The following is a 16,187-nucleotide window of genomic DNA, read 5'->3' as shown; positions in this document are numbered from 1 at the left end:
GGAGGAGCCATGCCAGTCGAACAACCCATGAACGATGAGCCGGTCCACGGCGACCCGCTCGGCGACGAAGCGTTGAATCAGGACATCTCCCCGGACCGCACGGTCGGCGGGAAAGGCGACACGGGCGGCCCGGTCGACGCCGGCCTGGGGGAGATCGGTGCCGACGAGGACCTCGCTGCGGCCGACATCGGCACGGAGCCCACGGGCGACGACCCGGTGGCCGATGAGTCGCTCGAGTCCGGCAGCGAGGGCGTGACCCCGGTGTCCACCTACGACGCGGCCGGCGAGTTCACCGAGCTCGACTCCGAGCAGCCCGGTGAGCGGCCGATCGGTGACGATCCCGTCATCCCCGACCCGGTCGATGGGCGGGACGCCGGACCCGTGGAGGAGGGGGACCAGGACCTCCCGTCCACGCTCGACGCCGAGGACCCGTTGCGCGACGCCACGGACCCGGTCGACGACCAGATCCTGCCCCCGCCGCCCCTGCCCGACGGAGAGCGGTTCGTGGCCGAGACCGTGGACCGCCAGGACAACCCGTACGGCGAGCCGGACACCGCGACCGTCACCCGCGATCCGGACGACCTGCCGGACGGCACCAAGGAAGAGCCCGTGACCGAGGGCGAAGGACCCAACGACGAGGAGAACCGTTTCGATGCCGGATAACCAGAATCTCGACAACCCAGTCACCAAGTACCCGAAGATCTCCCCGCCGGAGCAGGACCAGCCGGAGCCGGGCCTCGACACGAAGCTCGAGCCGCAGGCGGACCACGGCGAGAAGACCTACATGGGCAACGGCCGGCTCGAGGGCCGCAAGGCGCTCATCACCGGCGGCGACTCGGGCATCGGCGCGGCCGTGGCGATCGCCTTCGCCCGTGAGGGCGCCGACGTCGCCATCGCCTACCTGCCCGACGAGGCGGAGGACGCCCGCCACGTCATCACGCAGATCGAGGCGACGGGCCGGATCGGGATCGGTCTGCCGGGCGATCTGATGGAGGTCGGCTATCGCAAGCAGCTGGTGCACGATGCGGCGGACGCTCTGGGCGGCCTCGACATCCTGGTGAACAACGCGGGCAAGCAGATCGCCATCGAGAAGCTGGAGGATCTGACGGACGAGCAGGTCCTGGAGACGTTCCAGGTCAACATCCTCGCGATGTTCACCATCACCCGGGAGGCGCTGAAGTACCTGCCCGACGGCGCCAGCATCATCAACACCACGTCCATCCAGGCGTACGAGCCCGCACCGGTGCTGCTGGACTACGCGGCCACCAAGGCGGCGATCAACAACTTCACCAAGGGCCTGGCCGAGCAGCTCGGCCCGCGCGGCATCCGCGTCAACGCCGTGGCCCCGGGGCCCATCTGGACGCCGCTCCAGGTCTCGGACGGGCAGCCGAAGGAGAAGCTGCCCAAGTTCGGGCACAACGTCCCGCTGGGGCGCGCCGGTCAGCCGGCTGAGCTGGCCTCGGCGTATGTGTTCCTCGCCTCCGAGGAGTCCAGCTACGTCCTCGGCGAGACCTTGAACGTCAACGGCGGCAAGCCGTCGCCGTAACGCTGTAACAGCGGAAGGGCAGGGGAGCGGGTGCAGACACCCGCTCCCCTGCCCTTCCGCCGCAGACGACGGCCGGCTCCGGTCGGGCTGCCCGCCCACCGGAGCCGGCCGAGTCATGTCCGGAGTCCTGCGCGCCCGAGCAGGACCGGCCGAATCACGCCTGGGCGAGCCAGTCCATCAGTTCGTCGGTCCCGAGGATCGGCTGGCGCAACTCCTTGCTGAGCATGTCCAGCGCCTCCCGGCACCGCTCCGGATTCTCGGAGCCGATGGCATCCCGCGCGTAGGCGACCCGGAAGTTCTCCGCGAACGCGTCGGACCCCGTGCGGTTGATGCAGTTCTGCCCGGAGACGCCGGCAATGGCGATCCGTTCCGCGCCGCCGATCCGCAGCCGCTGCGCCAGCGACGTGCCGAAGAAGGCGCTGTCACGGATCTTCGAGAGCTGGTTCGCATCGTCCAGATCGAGCTCCCCCAGCGGCGCGGCCTGCTCGGTGCCCACGAAGTTGAACCCCTGGTCGTCATCGAGCATGCTCAGCGTCCACGTCGACTTGTCGCGTGCGTGCTCGGTGATCACGTGGTAGATGGCGAACCCGCGCTCGCGCGCTGCGGCGGCGAGGCGGTTGGCCTCTTCCACCAGCGGCTCGCGGATCCTGGCGAGGTCTGGATCCTCGAAGTATCCGCTCTGGAGGTCAATGAATACGACGGCGGCGGTCACCGTGTCTCCTTCGTTCCTGGGTGGGTGGTGGGTGGACAGGCGACGGCGCCCCGACCCCGCGCTGCACGCGGCTGGTCGGGGCGCCGTCGTTTCGGAGAGCGTCTACCTCCGGAGGCCGGACGAGGGGCTGTCAGTGCCCGCGGAAGTCCTGCGGCTGCTTGGGACCGCCGTCGCTCTCGCTCGTTCCGTCGTCGGACTCACCCGGCGGTTGCCCGGCGGAGTCGGTCGCGCTTCGGTCCTCCGCGGCCTGCTCCTGAGCGAGCTTCTGCTTCGCCTCTGCGGCCGCTTGCTGGACCTGATCAGTCGCGTTCTCCCCGCGCCCGAACTTGTCCTGACCGGTCATTCCATCGATTCCCATTGCTACTACTCCTCCCGCTTCGCCGGCCTGCGGCCGGCTCGATGCTCGAGGTGCGCGAGCCGGTACGGCTACCGGTTGTCGTCCGTGAAGCCGTCCTTGACGTCGCGGGCCGCGTCGCCGACCTTCTCGCCGGCCTGCTTGGCGTTGGCTGCGGCCTGGTCCTTGACGCCCTCCGCCTGCAGATCACGGTTGTCGGTGGCGTCGCCGACGGCCTCCTTGGCCTTGCCGGACATCTCCTGTGCCTTGTTGCCGATCTTGTCGTCGAGTCCCATGATTCCTCCTGCTGCTCGTTGGCGATCCCTGCGGGGATCCGGTGGATCTTCATTTCCCGGGCCGTTCGGGCCCGTGTCCTGGGGGCCGGCCGGAGCCGACCGGGGCCGGCTACTTCGCGTTCAGCTCGCCGGCGTCGTTCTCGAGGTGGGAGCGCATGAACCACTGGAAGAGCTCCAGCTTGCCGGTCTGGCCGATGAGCATGTCCTCCGTGATGGGGTCGATCTCGCCGACCAGCTCGATCGCGTCGCGGTGGCTCGAGATGATCCCGTTGTAGACCTCGTTCAGCGCCGTCAGGTGCTCGGTGACGGAACCACGGTTGACCCCGTAGTCGTCCCACTCGCGGGCCTCCACCAGAGCGCCCGGCAGGCCGTTGGGCGAGACGCCCATGGTGGCCATGCGCTCGGCCAGCTCGTCGATGAAGCCGCGCACCAGTTCGATCTGAGGGTCCAGCATCTCGTGCACGGAGATGAACCCCTTGCCCACGACGTTCCAGTGCGCGTGCTTCAGCGTCAGCTGGAGATCGTTCAGGGCGTGCAGCCGGTCCTGCAGTGCGTTGGCGACCTTGTGGCCGTCTTCGATCGAGAGGCCGGGGACCGTGAACTTCGCGTCGTTCTGAGCTGCCATATCGGGGCCCTCCTTAGGAGCGTTGACTAGCACTAACGATTTTCACGCTAACCCCCGTGGAGGCCGTTGGCCAGCGATCCGGGGGCTCTCCCAGTAACCGCTCAGCTAGTGCGTCGGGTCTATCGAGACGGCCGCCGGAGGGCTACCTTTCTGTCCATGGATGCTTCGACGTCCCGCCCCGAGGGCGACGACCCCGCGCACGACCACCGCTGCACTGCCCGCGAGCTGGACAACGGCCGGCACGAGACGCCGGACGAGCGCGCGGACCGCAACTGGAACGAGCTGCTCCAGGAGCTCCGCGTGATGCAGACCGGCGCGCAGATCCTGACGGCCTTCCTCATGACCCTCCCGTTCCAGAGCCGTTTCACGGAGCTCTCCTCCACGCAGCACGCCGTCTACATCGTGCTGCTGGTCGCCTCGGTCCTGATCACCGGCGTCATCATGACTCCGGTGGCCATCCACCGGAGGATGTTCCGGCGTCACGTGAAGCAGCAGACGGTGGAGTACGGGCACCACCTGGTGCGCGTTGCGCTCATCGGCATCGGCCTGGTGGTCAGCCTCGCGGTGTTCTTCATCGTGGACATCGTGGTCTCGCTGACGGCCGCGTGGTGGATCGGCGGCGCGGTCCTGGTGATCACGTTGTTCATGCTCGGCGTCCTTCCGGGCCTCCTCCGAGCGCGCCAGAAGCGGGCGCAGCGGCGGGCGTGAACGCCGTCGTACCCGTCCCCTGCCGGCGGACGGACGCGGGCCGGACGCGGCGGGAATGCCGGCGGCCCCCGCATCGTTATATGCATAGGCATGAAATGATGGGCGGGCCGCAGGGGCCCGCGCCGAACCAGAGAGGACGGACCGATGACTGACAGCGGCAGGACCCAGCGGATCGTAGTGGTTTCCGGCGGACTCGGCGTGCCGTCGACCAGCCGGATGCTCGGCGACCGGATCGCCGAGGCGGCCCGGTCCGAGCTCGCGGGCCGCGGCGTCGACGCGCGGATCGACGTGATCGAGCTGCGCGACTACGCCACGGACGTCGCCACCGCCATGGTCTCCCGCTACAACAGCCCGCGGGTCCAGGGGATCATCGACCTCGTCACCGACGCGGACGCGATGATCGCGGTCAGTCCGGTGTTCACGGCCAGCGTCTCCGGCCTGTTCAAGTCCTTCATCGACCTGCTGGACCCCCAGGGCTTCGACGCCATGCCCGTGGTCCTCGCCGCGACCGGCGGGTCGGTCCGGCACTCGCTGGTGGTCGACTACGCCATGCGCCCGATTTTCAGCTACCTCCGCGCGGACATCATGCCCACGGGCGTCTTCGCCTCGCCGGAGGACTGGGGTGCCGCGGACGAGGCCGGGTACGACGGCGGAGCGCTCACGTCACGCGCACGCCGGGCCGGCCGCGAGCTGGCGCTGGCGCTCGCCGGTGGCTCGGCACACGCCACCCGCCGCGACGCCGCAGCCGGGTCGGACGAGGATCTCTCCGCCGATCTGACGACCCGCAGCATCGCGCCGTCCGGCTCCGAGCTCCAGCGGGGGACGCGCGACCGTCGGGAGCTCCGGGCGGAGCGCGAGCGCGAGGCCATGACAACGCTGCCGTTCGAGGACCTCCTCGCGAGCGTGAACGGGAACCAGATGTAGCACCCGACTTGCGGCTCGGCGCACGATCCTTGGAGCTGCACGCGCCGCAGTGCCGTGCGGCGGGTCCGCCGTGGCGGCAGCGCGTTAGCATGAGCAGGAATCGCGACCGGGGCCCGGCCCCGGCCGCACCCCTGTGACAGCGCACCGGGCCGCCCGCCGGCCGGTGCGATCGCAAAGACGCGGAAGGTGCACGCATGCTCAGTGATGAGGCCATTACCCGGATCGCCGACGAACTCGTCGAGGCCGGGCGGACCAGGACCCCGGTGGAGCGGCTCACCGCGCGCTTCCCCGAGATGACGGTCGAGGACTCCTACCGCGTGCAGAACCTCTGGCGGCAGCGCAGCGAGGAGAACGGGAGGCGCCTCGCCGGACGCAAGATCGGCCTCACCTCCCGCGCCATGCAGATGGCCACCGGCATCACCGAGCCGGACTACGGGGTCATCTTCGACGACCTGATCCTCGAGAACGGGTGCGAGGTCCCCTGGGACCGCTACACGCACCCCCGCGTCGAGGTCGAGCTCGCGTTCAAGCTGGGGAAGGACATCAGCGGGCCCGGCGCCACGATCTTCGACGTCCTGGACGCCACCGAGTACGTGGTCCCGGCCCTGGAGATCCTCGACTCCCGCATCCAGATGGAGGGCCGGACCATCGTGGACACCATCTCGGACAACGCCGCGATGGGGGCCATGGTGGTCGGCGGCAACCCCGTCCGCCCGCAGGACGTGGACCTGCGCTGGGTCGCCGCGATCCTCTACAAGAACCAGACCGTGGAGGAGACCGGCGTGGGCGCCGGCGTCCTGAACCACCCCGCCGCCGGCGTCTACTGGCTGGCCAACAAGATCGCTGCCCACGGTGACGGCCTGAAGGCCGGGGAGATCATCCTCGCCGGCTCCTTCACCCGACCCATGTGGGTCTACCAGGGCGACACCGTGCTCGCCGACTATGGACCGATGGGAACCGTGACATGCCGTTTCGTCTAGACCCGCCCCGTTCCTTCAAGGACCTCTTCGTCGGCGACGGGGCCGTGGGCCGGACGGTCGCCGGCATGTTCGTCTGCTCCGGCGACGCCGGCGCCGCCGAGATCTGCGCGGGCTCCGGCCTCGACTACGTCCTGATCGACGGCGAGCACGGCCCCAACGGGCTGGAGTCGATCCTCGCGCAGCTCCGTGCGATCGCCGGCTACCCGTGCGTGGCCGTGGTGCGCGTGCCGTTCAACGATCCCGTGCTCATCAAGCAGTACCTCGACCTCGGCGCCCAGTCGCTGATCGTCCCGATGGTCGACTCGGCCGAGAGCGCCCGCGAGGCCGTGCGCGCCGTCCGCTACCCGCCCCACGGTGTCCGGGGCGTCGGCTCGGCGCTGGCGCGCTCGGCCCGCTGGAACCGCGTGCCCGAGTACCTGCAGCGGGCCGACGACTTCACGTCCCTGATCGTCCAGGTCGAGTCCGCCGAGGCGGTCCGGAACGCGGCCGCCATCGCGGCCGTCGACGGGATCGACGCCGTCTTCATCGGCCCGTCCGATCTGGCGGCCAGCATGGGCCTGCTCGGGCAGCAAGGCCATCCGGAGGTCGTGGCGGCCGTGAAGCGCACCATCGCCGACGTGAAGGCGGCCGGGAAGACCGTGGGCGTCAACGCGTTCGTGGAGGCCGACGCCCGGGACTACATCGAGGCCGGCGCGGACTTCGTCAACGTCGGTGCCGACGTCGCACTCCTCGCCCGCGGCAGCGAGGCCCTGGCCGCGAAGTACATCACCGTGGATGAGAGCGACCGCCCGGCCAGCTATTGAGGCACGGCCGCCAGGCGGCGGCCTCCTGGGACGCGGCCGCTACGCGGCGGCGCCGGCGAGGACCGCCTCCCGGTAGTGGCCGAGCAGCTGATCGCAGAGCGCCGGCCAGGTCCGGCCCTGCACCGAGGCGTGGGCCGCGGCCGCGAAGGCGCGGCGCTTCACGTCGTCGTACACGAGGTCGGTGACGCGCGAGCGCAGGTCCGCCAGGTCTCCCGGACGGTAGATCCAGCCGGTCCGGGAGCTGTCCACCAGGTCCAGCGGGCCGCCCCGCCCGACCGCGACCACGGGGACGGCGCTCGCCATGGCCTCCTGGATGGTCTGGCAGAACGTCTCCGACTCGCCCGGGTGGACGAACACGTCGAGGCTCGCCACCATCTCGGCCAGCTCGACGCCGCCGAGGAATCCGGCGAAGTGCGCCCCGGGCAGCCGCTCCCGCAGGGAGTCCTTCAGCGGCCCGGAGCCCACGACGACGAGGCGCGTCCCCGGCAGATCCGCCAGCACGGCGAGGTCCTCCACCTGCTTCTCCGCCGCCAGTCGGCCGACGAAGCCGATGAGCCGCTCGCCGTTCGGTGCCAGCTGTGCGCGGAGCGCCTCGGACCGCCGCCGCGGGTCGAAGCGGTCGGTGTCCACCCCGCGGCGCCACATGCGCAGCCGCGGCACGCCCGCGTCGGCGAGCTGGCGCATCGAGTAGCTGCTCGGGGCCAGGTTCAGGGTGGATGCCGAATGCATGGTGCGCACGTGGTTCCAGAGCAACTGCTCCAGCCACGGGGCGCCGTAGCGCTGCGCGTACGCCGGGATCTCCGTCTGGTAGACGGAGACGGTCGGCAGGCCCAGCTGGTTCGCGGCCTGGATCGCCCGCCAGCCGAGGACGAAGGGGCTCGCCACGTGCACGACGTCGGGCCGGGCCGCCTCGAGGAGCCGCCGCACCCGGGTCACGGTCCCGGCGGCGACGCGCACGTTGGCGTAGCCCGTGAGCGGCAGGGCGGGCAGCGTGTGGACGGGGAAGCCCTCCACGAACCGGGGTGCCGGCTCGGCCGCCCAGGCAGGACCGGCCCAGCTGGTCGCCGGGGCGACGACGACGGCGGAGTGCCCCTCGGCGCGCAGGTGCCGGAGGAGCTGGAGGACGGAGTTGGTGACGCCGTTCATGTGCGGCAGGAAGGACTCGGCAACCACTGCGATCTTCACATCTCGATCATCCGCCTGCGCGGTGGCGGGCCGGTGAACCCGCGCGGGGGAGCGGGTGAACTCTGGGGGCGCCCGCGACGTCGGCGCGTCAGTGGTTGCCGAGGGCAATGGACGGTCCCCGGGCCGATAGGCTTGCCCGCATGGAACTGACGATGCTGGCGATGGTGCTCGGCCTGGTGCTGCTCGGCGCCGTCGCGCAGCGGGTCGCCGGGCTGGGCTTCGCGATGCTGGCCTCGCCGTTCCTGGTGCTGCTCCTCGGGCCGCACGTGGGCGTGTTCCTGATCAACGTCTGCGGCGTCGTCTCCAGCACGCTCATCATCCCGCGCGTCTGGAAGGACATCGACTGGTCGATGTTCCGCTGGCTCACCGTCGCCTCGATCGCCGGCTCCGTCCCGGGGGTGCTCGCCGCCGCCCACATGGATTCCGGCCCGCTGTCCATCTTCGTCGGCGGCGTGGTGCTGATCGCGCTGATCCTGTCCCTCTCGCTCAGCCGGGCCGACGTCGTCGTCACTGGCAAGGCGCCCCGCGCCGTCGCGGGCCTGGCGTCCGGGCTGACCAACGCCATGGCCGGCGTGGGCGGCCCCGCCGTGAGCGCCTACGCCGTCCTGTCCCGGTGGCCGCAGCGGTCGTTCGCGGCGACCCTGCAGCCGTTCTTCGCCTGCATGGGGCTGGTCGCCGTCGCCGCCAAGCTCGCCGTCGATCCGAGCCAGGCCCCGGCCCTCGACTGGTGGATGTGGGGGCTCATCGTCGTGGCGATCATCGCCGGGATCCTGGGCGGTGAGCGGCTGCAGCGCCACGTCTCCGACCGCAGCGCCCGCATCTTCGTCATCACCATCGCGTTCGCCGGCGCCATCATGGCCCTCGTCGAGGGGCTCGTTGAGGTTCTCTGAACGGAGCGCACCGAGTCGTTCGTCAGGGCCTCCGCCGCCGAGTGGCACGATTGAGGGGATGAACAAGCAGCCCACCCGTGCCCCGGGAACCGAGCCGAAGCCCCGCCTCGCGGACCGCCTGCGCGACGTGCTGCGGGACGGCATCCCCATGCCCCTGTTCCTGCAGGGCGCGCTCGAACTGCTCCAGACCGCCGTGATCAGCGCCTTCCTCGTGGTGGTCCCGCTGGTGGCGGTCTGGTTCGCCGGTGGTTTCCTGGACCTGGACCTCGCCTACCTGTTCCGCCTCTGCGGGCAGGCCTGGCTGCTCATCCACGGGGTGCCGCTGGGACTCTCCATCCCAGGCGACGGCGGGGCGATCCTCACGGGCACGCTGTCGCTGACGCCCCTGGGGCTGATGCTCGTACCCTTCCTCCTGGCGAGCTGGTCCGGCCGGCGCATCGCGCGGGCCTCCTACTCCGACAACCTCTGGCAGGGCCTCGTCGGGGCGCTCGGCGCCTATGCCCTCTTCGAGCTCCTGACGGGCTTCGCCGTGCAGACGGACGAGGTGGACGTGAACCTCGTCGCCGCGGCCCTCGTCCCGCTCGTGGTGGTCGGCATCGGCGTGGTGACCGGGTGCCGGCGCGAGGCCGGCTCGTGGGCCCGGCTGATCGGCGTGGACCTGGTGGCCTGGATCGCCAGGACCAGCCAGCACGCGCGCTGGGCCGGGTCGTACGTCTGGGCCGTGATCCGGTCCGGCGTCGTCGCCTACTTCACGGCCCTGGCCGCCGCAGCGCTGGTGCTGGCCGTCAACCTCGGCTTCCACTGGGCGGACATGTCCAACGTGTACCAGCAGCTGCGCACCGGCGTCGTGGGCGGGTTCCTGCTGACGTTCGGCCAGCTCGGGCTGATCCCGAACGCCTCGTTCTGGGCGCTCTCCTGGATCTCCGGCGGCGGCTTCAGCATTGGCGCCGGCTCCACGCTCAGCGCCCTGGAGACCACGGTCGGGCCGCTGCCGGCCGTGCCCCTGCTGGCCTCCCTCCCCTCGGGCGAGGCGCTCGCCTCCGCCTGGATGCTCATGGCCCTCCCCGGGGTCGCCGGCTTCGTCGCCGGATGGTGGTTCATCCGCGAGGGCGAGGACCACTTCGACGACTGGTGCGCCCTCAAGATGCCCTACCGCTGGCTCTCGCTGACCGTCTCCACCGTGGTGCTGGGCCTGCTCGTCGGCGCCGTGGCGGGGCTCGTCTCCGTGGCCGGAAGCTGGATCTCCATGGGGTCGGTGGGTCTCGGCCGCCTCACGGAGGTGGGGCCGGACGTGTGGACGACGGCGCTGCTGCTCGCCGGCGAGGTCGCCGTCGGCACGATGCTCGGCGCCCTGGCGACACCCATGTTCCTGCACGACCCCGTCCTCGACGACGGCTAGGCGGGCCTCAGCCCGCGGCCAGTCGACCGTGCGAATATTGGCTCGATGAGCACCGCACGCCGAGGAAGGGGCTGAACCATGCCGACCGCTTCCCCGGGTCCGGATCCACGCGGACCCGGACCCGAACCCCGTGGGCCGCACGCCGGAGAGCCCCGGGGCACTGACGTGCGCGGCACCGACCCGCGCGGCCCGGACTCGCGCGGCCCGGACTCAGACCGCGCCGATCCAGTCGGCACCGATCTGCGCGGCCCCGACCCGGAGCCCGCTGGGACTGGCGGGGTGGAGCCCGGTGGTCCCGGCTCCGGCCGAGGCCGTGCATTGTCGGCGTCCGCGCTGGTCGAGTCGAGGGCTATCCTCTCCGGCGGGCTCGCGGCGCTCGTCGCTCTCGTGGTCGGCCTGGTCGGCTTCGACGGCTACCGGCCGTCGCTGGCCGGGGAACGCTCAGTGGCGGATTTCGCTGCAGTGACGTCCGGCATCGCCGCCGGCGGCGGGTTCCTCGCGGGCTACTTCCAGACGATCCGCGGCACCCACTCGTGGCTGTCCGCGAGGCCGCTGCTCCGGCAGATCGTCGACGGCGCCGCGCTGGTGGTGGTCCACGCCTCGATCGCCGTCATGTCCTCGCTCGTGGTGTTCCGGATGTTCCAGGACGCCTTCTACGGCCTGACCGTCGACTCCTACGCCGGCGGCGGGATGCTCGCCATCGCGGCCGGCATCGCCGCGTACGCGGCGTACGACTCCGGCGCGCGGATCGACGCCGCCTCCCTGTCGCTCCTGCTGGCCGGCTTCATGGCCTCGGGGATGCTGGTCAGCATGCTCGCCGCCGAGAATCCGCTGTGGTGGCACATCATGTTCAGCGAGCTCGGGACCGGGCAGGCCGGCATCACCTCGTTCTGGACGTTCAACACCACCATGACGACGTCCGGCGTCATCCTCACCACCCTCTCGGCGTTCGTCACCCGGGACCTGACCCGGTGGGCGGCGGTGCGCGACGCAGACGACACGGCGGCCGGCAGGCCACACCGCCGCTTCCTCCGGCCCCGGGCCGGAGTGGTGCGCTGGGGCCTGATCGGGGTCGGTCTCTGCATGATCGGCATCGGCACCGTGACGCTCCACGTGTCCGAGCCCGTCCACACCTTCTTCGTGCGGCTGCTCGCCGTGATCCTGCTGATCCTGCTGCTGGGCATCCCGCTCTGGGCGCCGGGCTACCCGGGGGCCTTCTACGCCTTCACCTACATCGCCGGCGCCCTGCTCGCCGGGGCGGCCTCGCTGTGGTTCCCGCTGCACTACTACAACCTCACGGCGCTCGAGCTGGCGGCCGCGGGGATCGTCTTCAGCTGGCTGGTGGTGTTCATCCGGACCACCACGGCGGTCACCGGGACGGCCGCCGAACCGGGACGCGGCGGTACCCGTCCGGTCGGCGGGGGAGCTGCGGTCTAGCGGTCCGCCCCCCGGCCGCGCCTAGCGCAGGCCGACGTCGTGGAGGTGGTGCGCGACGTCGTGCCAGGCGTAGCGGGCGAAGGACTCCACGGTGAACTCGGAGCCGTTGCCGCGGATCCCGCGCCGCCCGATGTCGCGCTGGAGGACCGAGTCCAGGGCATCGGCGAAGCCGCGGCCCGCCGAGGCCAGCTGGACGGACACCACGCGGGGGTCGTCCTCGTTGTAGCGGTCCTCGATGGCGCTCTGGTCCTGATCCCAGTCCGGGAACGTGGGCGCGTCCTCCCGGAGCATCAGGTCCAGGCGGTAGTGCATGACGCGGAAGACGTCGCGGACGTGGGCGGCGTACTCGAGCGGCGACCAGGTGTTCGCAGCCGGACGGCGGCGCAGGGCCGACTCGTGGTCCCCGCCGCTGGACTCGACGCCCGCGCGGCCGGAGCCGAAGCCCTCGCCGACCAGCAGGCGCTGCCACAGGGGGAGCGTCTGTCGGATCCGCGCGGCGATGTCCTGCGGCGTCAGGTCCGTGGCGTCCTCGCCGCACTCGGCGCACGGACGGGTCATGACCCAGGTCCAGTCCTTGGTGTCCGGCTGCCAGTCCGCCGTGCCCTGCTGGGGGTCGCGGCTCCCGGTGGCGGCCTCCGGCGTCTGCTCGTTCGCGTTGCTGGAACTCATGGACTCCAGCGTATCGGCGATAGGCTGGAGCCCATGCGAATTGTGGCTCTTGTGTCCGGGACCGGCTCGAATCTCCAGGCCGTCATCGACGCCGTAGCGGCCGGCGAGCTGGACGTGGAGATCGCCGCCGTCGGTGCGGACCGAGAGGCTACCGGCGGCGTCGAGCGGGCGGCCGCCGCGGGGATCGAGACCTTCGTGGTGAACTTCAAGGACTACCCGGACCGGGCCGAGTGGAACCATGCTCTGACGCAGCAGTGCCTGTCCTACGCGCCGGACTACGTCCTCTCCAGCGGGTTCATGCGGATCGTCGGCCAGGAGTTCATCGACGCCTTCGACGGCACCTACATCAACACCCACCCGGCCCTGCTGCCGGCGTTCCCCGGGGCGCACGGTGTCCGGGACGCGCTCGCCTACGGCGTCAAGGTCACCGGCTGCACCGTCCACATCGCCGATGCCGGCGTGGACACGGGGCCCATCCTGGCGCAGCGGGCCGTGGCCGTCCGAGAGGACGACACGGAGGAGACGCTGCATGAGCGGATCAAGGTGGAGGAGCGGGAGCTCCTGCTGGAGGTCCTCGCGGGGCTGTCCGCGGAAGCGTAGCCGCCGGGCTACTGGATCGGGGCGTCCGGGGGATCGACGCGGATCGTCTGCGCCGGTGCCACGGAGGCCACTCCCATGACGTGCTGGAGCGCGTCGCGGCACGCCTCGTCGGCCCGGCCGCAGACGATGCCGAGCGTGACCAGCACCCGCTCGACCTTCAGGCCTGCGTCCTCCAGTGCGGCCACGACGTCCTCGACACGGGCGACGTGCGCGTCGTCGACCGAGACGACCCACTCGACGACGCGCTCCGGACCTGTTTCCTCCACGGGGTCGAGACTAGCCCTGCGCCGGCGGCGGCGATAGGACCAGCCCGGAACCGACGTCCACGGAGAGCAGCTGCAGCCGCTGCGCCTCCTGGACCAGCTCCGCCCACAGCTCCCGGCCGCGGAACCCGGTGGCCTCGGCGAGCAGCGCCGCGACCCCGGCCACGTGCGGGGTGGCCATGGACGTGCCGCTGATGGTGTTGTAGCGCTCGGGCATGGGCCAGGCGGAGTAGACGTCGACGCCCGGAGCGGCGATGTCCACCTGGCCGCCGCGGCCGTCGAGCGTCCGGGCCGAGAACTCCGCGATGCCCAGATCCGCGTCCACGGCGCCGACGGCCATGATGTACGGGCTGTTTGCCGGGGTGCCGACGAAGCCCTCGTTCCCGCTGGAGCGCCGCGCGTTGTTGCCCGCCGCGGCGACGATCAGCGATCCCTGCTCCAGCGCGCGCCGGCCGGCCGTGACGTACGGCGGGTGCACCTGCTGGACGTCCGCGCCGAGCGACATGGAGATGACGTGGCACTCGTTCTGCAGGGCCCACTCGATGCCGGCGAGGATGGTGGCGTCCGAGCCGGAGCCGGCGTTGCCGAGCACCTTGCCGGCGAAGATCTCGGCGGCCGGGGCGACCCCGTACCCGCGTCCCGTCTCGGGCCGTCGCGGCCCGCACGCGGTGCCGACGCAGTGGGTGCCGTGGCCGTGCCCGTCCTGGGCGTCCTCGCCCGCGACGAACGACTCGGCGGTGACCTCCCGTCCGGCGAAGTCCGGGTGCTCCAGATCGAACCCGGTGTCCAGCACCGCCACGCGGATCCCGGCGCCCTCGTAGCCGGACTCGACGGCACGGACCGCCTGCAGGCCCCAGGTCAGCCCGTCCGTATCGGTGAAGGACGCCGGCGCGGCCGCCGTCGCGGGCCGCAGCGGGTCGGCGCCCGGTGCGGCGAACTCCGGGACGCCGGGCCGGCCCGGATGAGCCGGACCGGAATCGCCGGTGCTCCCGGAGGCGTCGTCGGAGCCCACCGGGCAGGCGCCGATCGCGGCCCGGCGCGGTCGGGCCCGCCGTCGGCCGCCGTCGAGCACGTGGTAGCTCAGCTCGGGCACGATCGCGAGACTGCGGCGCTGATCGGTGCTCTCGGCCTGGAAGGCGTTCATCCGGCCCGGCTCGCCCTCGACGACGGCGATGCCGAGCCGGGGGAAGTACTGCTCCGTGGAGAAGCCGTGGCGGACCAGGTAGTCGGGCGCGCCGGAGGCGAGGACATCGGCGTCGTCGGAGTCGAAGACCACCACGAACCTCCCCGGGTTCACCGACGCGACGAAGGGCTCATTCGGCAGGTACACGGGACATTCCTTTCGTCGTCCTCCGGGCCGGGCGGTCGCCCGGCCCGCAACTGGCTCCGGCGCCTAGTGCAGGATCCGCCCCTTGGTCTCCGGGGCGAACCGCGCCATCCAGCCGATCGCCGCCAGCAGCAGCGCCCCGGCGATCAGGAACGCGTTGGCGAGGCCGATGACCGGCCACACCGCCACGAAGACCAGCGGTCCCACCCCGGCTCCGACCCGGCTGAACGTGGACGCCCAGCCGAAGCCGGACCCCCGCAGCTCGGTGGGGTAGAGCTCTGAGACGTAAGCGTAGAGAACGGGTATGGCAATTTGGATCACGAAGCCGAAGACCAGGAGCCAGCCGACCGCGACCGACGGCGTCCCGAGCGTCAGCGCGACCACCAGGAGCACCGCCACCGCCAGCGGGGCCGTCACGCCGAGGAGCCACTTGCGTCCGACGCGCTCCACCAGCAGGGCCGAGACCACGACGCCGAGCAGGCCCACGGCCGCCATGCCCGCGGTGCCGAAGAAGGACGCCACCTGGGACAGGCCGGCGTCGGCGAGGATGGTCGGCATCCACGTCAGCGCCAGGTAGTAGACCAGCAGCACCGTGAAGAACAGGCTCCACGCGGCCGCGGTGATCCTCCAGTCGTAGCGCCAGATCCGCGCCAGCTGCTCGCCGATGGAGCCGGCCGACATCCGCGGCGCGTCCTGGGGGTCCGGCAGCGTGTAGGGCTCGGGGGTGCCCCCGGTCCGGGCCACCAGGTCGTCGATGATCTCGGCGGCGCGGGCACTCTGCCCCTGGCGGATCAGGTACATAGGCGACTCGGGGACCCCGCGGCGGACCCAGAAGACCAGCAGGGCCGGCAGCACCATGGTCAGCAGCACCAGCCGCCAGTTGTCCGCCGTGGACTGGATCAGGGCCGTCACGAAGAACGCCAGCGCGGCACCGACCGGCCACCACCCGTCCATCGCCGTCAGCACCCGCCCGCGCTGCCGCGCCGGGGTGAACTCGCCGACCAGCGCGTAGTCCACCGGGATGCACCCGCCCAGGCCCACCCCGGCCAGGAACCGGAACAGCACGAATATCTCGAACGAGGGCGACAGGGCACCGGCCACCGTGAAGAGGGAGAAGATCAGCAGGGTCCACGTGAACGCCTTCTTGCGTCCGACGCGGTCCGCGATCGTGCCCCACAGGAACGCGCCCAGGGCCATCCCGATGAGGTTCGCGGTGCTGAGCAGGGCCGCCGTCGTCCGCTCGAGGCCCCATTCCTCCGCGACGAGCGGGATCAGGGCGCCGTTCAATGTGACGTCCCAGGCGTCGAACATGAAGCCGAGCCCGCCGATCAGGAAGATCTTCCCCTGGACGCGCCAGCGCCAGGGGAGGTTCTGGACCACGGTCTCCCCGCTGGGGAGCCTGCGAAATTCGTTCGTCAACGCCGAGCCGCCTCGATTCCGTCAGCGCGCACCTGATCGGGGTGCCTGTCCTCATCTGCCCGGATGCCGG

The 16,187-nt window shown here is 71.3% G+C and carries 19 protein-coding genes; 10 read left to right on the top strand and 9 right to left on the bottom strand.

What is annotated here, in order from left to right; translation table 11 throughout:
* Positions 1-9 precede the first annotated feature (9 nt).
* The gene (locus ABD784_RS07540; RefSeq protein WP_344882305.1) at positions 10-663 is read left to right on the top strand and encodes a hypothetical protein; all 654 of its coding nucleotides are present in this window, start codon (positions 10-12) and stop codon (positions 661-663) included.
* Positions 653-1,546 (top strand): SDR family oxidoreductase, encoded by an 894-nt coding sequence (locus ABD784_RS07535; protein ID WP_344882302.1) that lies wholly within the window; start codon positions 653-655, stop codon positions 1,544-1,546. The genes ABD784_RS07540 and ABD784_RS07535 overlap by 11 nt, the downstream gene beginning before the upstream one ends.
* Before the next feature lie 154 nt (positions 1,547-1,700).
* Here the strand turns inward: ABD784_RS07535 and ABD784_RS07530 are convergent, their stop codons facing one another.
* The 4 genes from ABD784_RS07530 to ABD784_RS07515 form a co-directional block, all read right to left on the bottom strand.
* A complete protein-coding gene (locus tag ABD784_RS07530) occupies positions 1,701-2,258 on the bottom strand; it encodes a cysteine hydrolase family protein (protein ID WP_344882300.1) in 558 nt (185 codons plus the stop codon).
* A 130-nt stretch (positions 2,259-2,388) separates the two neighbouring features.
* Positions 2,389-2,616 carry a hypothetical protein gene (locus tag ABD784_RS07525; RefSeq protein WP_344882297.1) on the bottom strand — a complete coding sequence of 76 codons (228 nt, stop codon included), beginning with the start codon at positions 2,614-2,616 and terminating at the stop codon, positions 2,389-2,391.
* Positions 2,617-2,684: 68 nt separating this feature from the next.
* Positions 2,685-2,888: a CsbD family protein gene (locus ABD784_RS07520; protein WP_344882294.1), complete on the bottom strand. Its 204-nt coding sequence runs from the start codon at positions 2,886-2,888 to the stop codon at positions 2,685-2,687.
* Positions 2,889-2,997: 109 nt separating this feature from the next.
* The gene (locus ABD784_RS07515) at positions 2,998-3,513 is read right to left on the bottom strand and encodes a Dps family protein (RefSeq protein ID WP_344882291.1); all 516 of its coding nucleotides are present in this window, start codon (positions 3,511-3,513) and stop codon (positions 2,998-3,000) included.
* Between the two features lie 156 nt (positions 3,514-3,669).
* Between ABD784_RS07515 and ABD784_RS07510 the strand changes: the two genes are divergently transcribed.
* From ABD784_RS07510 to ABD784_RS07495, 4 genes are all read left to right on the top strand, one after another.
* Positions 3,670-4,221, top strand: a complete 552-nt coding sequence (locus ABD784_RS07510; protein ID WP_344882288.1) for a DUF6328 family protein — start codon at positions 3,670-3,672, stop codon at positions 4,219-4,221.
* 144 nt (positions 4,222-4,365) lie between these two features.
* The gene (locus ABD784_RS07505; RefSeq protein ID WP_344882285.1) at positions 4,366-5,145 is read left to right on the top strand and encodes a CE1759 family FMN reductase; all 780 of its coding nucleotides are present in this window, start codon (positions 4,366-4,368) and stop codon (positions 5,143-5,145) included.
* Positions 5,146-5,339: 194 nt separating this feature from the next.
* On the top strand, positions 5,340-6,125 hold the full coding sequence (gene hpaH, locus ABD784_RS07500) for a 2-oxo-hept-4-ene-1,7-dioate hydratase (RefSeq protein WP_344882282.1): 786 nt from the start codon (positions 5,340-5,342) through the stop codon (positions 6,123-6,125).
* Positions 6,110-6,928 carry an HpcH/HpaI aldolase family protein gene (locus tag ABD784_RS07495; RefSeq protein ID WP_344882279.1) on the top strand — a complete coding sequence of 273 codons (819 nt, stop codon included), beginning with the start codon at positions 6,110-6,112 and terminating at the stop codon, positions 6,926-6,928. Before hpaH ends, ABD784_RS07495 begins: the two co-directional genes overlap by 16 nt.
* A 39-nt stretch (positions 6,929-6,967) precedes the next feature.
* Here ABD784_RS07495 and ABD784_RS07490 read toward each other — a convergent pair whose 3' ends face one another.
* Entirely contained in the window at positions 6,968-8,113 is a 1,146-nt protein-coding gene (locus ABD784_RS07490; RefSeq protein WP_344882276.1) for a glycosyltransferase family 4 protein, read from the bottom strand.
* Between the two features lie 140 nt (positions 8,114-8,253).
* Here ABD784_RS07490 and ABD784_RS07485 point away from each other — a divergent pair, with 140 nt between their 5' ends.
* From ABD784_RS07485 to ABD784_RS07475, 3 genes are all read left to right on the top strand, one after another.
* On the top strand, positions 8,254-9,003 hold the full coding sequence (locus tag ABD784_RS07485) for a sulfite exporter TauE/SafE family protein (RefSeq protein WP_344882273.1): 750 nt from the start codon (positions 8,254-8,256) through the stop codon (positions 9,001-9,003).
* 58 nt (positions 9,004-9,061) lie between these two features.
* Entirely contained in the window at positions 9,062-10,402 is a 1,341-nt protein-coding gene (locus tag ABD784_RS07480) for a cell division protein PerM (protein WP_344882269.1), read from the top strand.
* A gap of 318 nt (positions 10,403-10,720) precedes the next feature.
* Positions 10,721-11,839: a hypothetical protein gene (locus ABD784_RS07475; RefSeq protein ID WP_344882265.1), complete on the top strand. Its 1,119-nt coding sequence runs from the start codon at positions 10,721-10,723 to the stop codon at positions 11,837-11,839.
* Positions 11,840-11,860: 21 nt separating this feature from the next.
* On the opposite strand, the gene ABD784_RS07470 is transcribed toward ABD784_RS07475, so the two are convergent.
* The gene (locus tag ABD784_RS07470; protein WP_344882262.1) at positions 11,861-12,508 is read right to left on the bottom strand and encodes a DinB family protein; all 648 of its coding nucleotides are present in this window, start codon (positions 12,506-12,508) and stop codon (positions 11,861-11,863) included.
* 33 nt (positions 12,509-12,541) lie between these two features.
* On the opposite strand from ABD784_RS07470, the gene purN reads away from it, so the two are divergent.
* The gene (gene purN / locus ABD784_RS07465; protein ID WP_344882259.1) at positions 12,542-13,108 is read left to right on the top strand and encodes a phosphoribosylglycinamide formyltransferase; all 567 of its coding nucleotides are present in this window, start codon (positions 12,542-12,544) and stop codon (positions 13,106-13,108) included.
* An 8-nt stretch (positions 13,109-13,116) separates the two neighbouring features.
* On the opposite strand, the gene ABD784_RS07460 is transcribed toward purN, so the two are convergent.
* The 3 genes from ABD784_RS07460 to ABD784_RS07450 all read right to left on the bottom strand — a co-directional run bounded on the left by ABD784_RS07460 (position 13,117) and on the right by ABD784_RS07450 (position 16,117).
* Entirely contained in the window at positions 13,117-13,374 is a 258-nt protein-coding gene (locus ABD784_RS07460; RefSeq protein ID WP_344882256.1) for a hypothetical protein, read from the bottom strand.
* A 10-nt stretch (positions 13,375-13,384) separates the two neighbouring features.
* Positions 13,385-14,701 carry a S8 family serine peptidase gene (locus tag ABD784_RS07455; RefSeq protein ID WP_344882253.1) on the bottom strand — a complete coding sequence of 439 codons (1,317 nt, stop codon included), beginning with the start codon at positions 14,699-14,701 and terminating at the stop codon, positions 13,385-13,387.
* Between the two features lie 63 nt (positions 14,702-14,764).
* Entirely contained in the window at positions 14,765-16,117 is a 1,353-nt protein-coding gene (locus tag ABD784_RS07450) for an MFS transporter (RefSeq protein WP_344882250.1), read from the bottom strand.
* Positions 16,118-16,187 lie beyond the last annotated feature (70 nt).

The organism is Zhihengliuella alba (assembly GCF_039538765.1).
Classification (GTDB): Bacteria; Actinomycetota; Actinomycetes; order Actinomycetales; family Micrococcaceae; genus Zhihengliuella; species Zhihengliuella alba.
Note: the sequence above shows the minus strand (reverse complement) of the source record. Positions and strands in the feature narration are given on the sequence as shown.

Coding starts and splice junctions, on each gene's coding strand:
- ABD784_RS07540 (WP_344882305.1), top strand. CDS start 10: ATGCCAGTCGAACAACCCATGAACGATGAGCCGGTCCACGGCGACCCG.
- ABD784_RS07535 (WP_344882302.1), top strand. CDS start 653: ATGCCGGATAACCAGAATCTCGACAACCCAGTCACCAAGTACCCGAAG.
- ABD784_RS07525 (WP_344882297.1), bottom strand. CDS start 2,616: ATGGGAATCGATGGAATGACCGGTCAGGACAAGTTCGGGCGCGGGGAG.
- ABD784_RS07520 (WP_344882294.1), bottom strand. CDS start 2,888: ATGGGACTCGACGACAAGATCGGCAACAAGGCACAGGAGATGTCCGGC.
- ABD784_RS07515 (WP_344882291.1), bottom strand. CDS start 3,513: ATGGCAGCTCAGAACGACGCGAAGTTCACGGTCCCCGGCCTCTCGATC.
- ABD784_RS07510 (WP_344882288.1), top strand. CDS start 3,670: ATGGATGCTTCGACGTCCCGCCCCGAGGGCGACGACCCCGCGCACGAC.
- ABD784_RS07505 (WP_344882285.1), top strand. CDS start 4,366: ATGACTGACAGCGGCAGGACCCAGCGGATCGTAGTGGTTTCCGGCGGA.
- hpaH (WP_344882282.1), top strand. CDS start 5,340: ATGCTCAGTGATGAGGCCATTACCCGGATCGCCGACGAACTCGTCGAG.
- ABD784_RS07495 (WP_344882279.1), top strand. CDS start 6,110: ATGCCGTTTCGTCTAGACCCGCCCCGTTCCTTCAAGGACCTCTTCGTC.
- ABD784_RS07485 (WP_344882273.1), top strand. CDS start 8,254: ATGGAACTGACGATGCTGGCGATGGTGCTCGGCCTGGTGCTGCTCGGC.
- ABD784_RS07480 (WP_344882269.1), top strand. CDS start 9,062: ATGAACAAGCAGCCCACCCGTGCCCCGGGAACCGAGCCGAAGCCCCGC.
- ABD784_RS07470 (WP_344882262.1), bottom strand. CDS start 12,508: ATGAGTTCCAGCAACGCGAACGAGCAGACGCCGGAGGCCGCCACCGGG.
- purN (WP_344882259.1), top strand. CDS start 12,542: ATGCGAATTGTGGCTCTTGTGTCCGGGACCGGCTCGAATCTCCAGGCC.